9 tRNA genes are annotated in these 825 nt (G+C 52.5%); all 9 read right to left on the bottom strand.

Annotation, left to right across the window (positions count from 1 at the left end):
- Positions 1–3: 3 nt before the first annotated feature.
- Positions 4–78: transfer RNA gene (locus tag OK414_RS29715), tRNA-Asn, on the bottom strand.
- 3 nt (positions 79–81) lie between these two features.
- Positions 82–158 (bottom strand) — tRNA-Ile (locus OK414_RS29710).
- 6 nt (positions 159–164) lie between these two features.
- Positions 165–238: transfer RNA gene (locus OK414_RS29705), tRNA-Gly, on the bottom strand.
- 11 nt (positions 239–249) lie between these two features.
- Positions 250–325, bottom strand: a tRNA-His gene (locus OK414_RS29700).
- Between the two features lie 10 nt (positions 326–335).
- Positions 336–411, bottom strand: a tRNA-Phe gene (locus OK414_RS29695).
- Positions 412–419: 8 nt separating this feature from the next.
- Positions 420–495 (bottom strand) — tRNA-Asp (locus OK414_RS29690).
- 4 nt (positions 496–499) lie between these two features.
- Positions 500–576, bottom strand: a tRNA-Met gene (locus tag OK414_RS29685).
- A gap of 24 nt (positions 577–600) precedes the next feature.
- A tRNA-Ser gene (locus OK414_RS29680) sits at positions 601–693 on the bottom strand.
- A 27-nt stretch (positions 694–720) separates the two neighbouring features.
- Positions 721–797, bottom strand: a tRNA-Met gene (locus tag OK414_RS29675).
- Between the last annotated feature and the right edge of the window lie 28 nt (positions 798–825).

The following is an 825-nucleotide window of genomic DNA, read 5'->3' as shown; positions in this document are numbered from 1 at the left end:
GTATGGCTCCACAGGTAGGACTCGAACCTACGACCGATCGGTTAACAGCCGATAGCTCTACCACTGAGCTACTGTGGAATATGGTGGGCCTAAGTGGACTCGAACCACCGACCTCACGCTTATCAGGCGTGCGCTCTAACCAGCTGAGCTATAGGCCCTTCATTTGGAGCGGGTGATGAGAATCGAACTCACGACATCAGCTTGGAAGGCTGAGGTTTTACCACTAAACTACACCCGCGTTACTTAAGATGGGGCGACTGATGGGAATCGAACCCACGAATGCCGGAACCACAATCCGGTGCGTTAACCACTTCGCCACAATCGCCGTCTTAAAATGGTGGCTCGGGACGGAATCGAACCGCCGACACAAGGATTTTCAGTCCTTTGCTCTACCAACTGAGCTACCGAGCCAAACAAAATGGCGGTCCCGACGGGAATCGAACCCGCGATCTCCTGCGTGACAGGCAGGCATGTTAACCGCTACACCACGGGACCACTTTGGTTGCGGGGACAGGATTTGAACCTGCGACCTTCGGGTTATGAGCCCGACGAGCTACCGAACTGCTCCACCCCGCGATGATATGAAATGATATAAATAAATGGCGGAGGAAGAGGGATTCGAACCCCCGCGGGCTTTAACACCCCTGTCGGTTTTCAAGACCGATCCCTTCAGCCGGACTTGGGTATTCCTCCGTATATTTATAACAAATGTAACTTATATGGTAGCGGCGGAGGGAGTCGAACCCACGACCTCACGGGTATGAACCGTACGCTCTAGCCAGCTGAGCTACACCGCCATATTATTCGTTACAATTATTTAATTTA

The organism is Priestia sp. JV24, from assembly GCF_025910025.1.
Taxonomy (GTDB): domain Bacteria; phylum Bacillota; class Bacilli; order Bacillales; family Bacillaceae_H; genus Priestia; species Priestia megaterium.
This window is presented reverse-complemented; position numbering and strand designations above follow the sequence as displayed.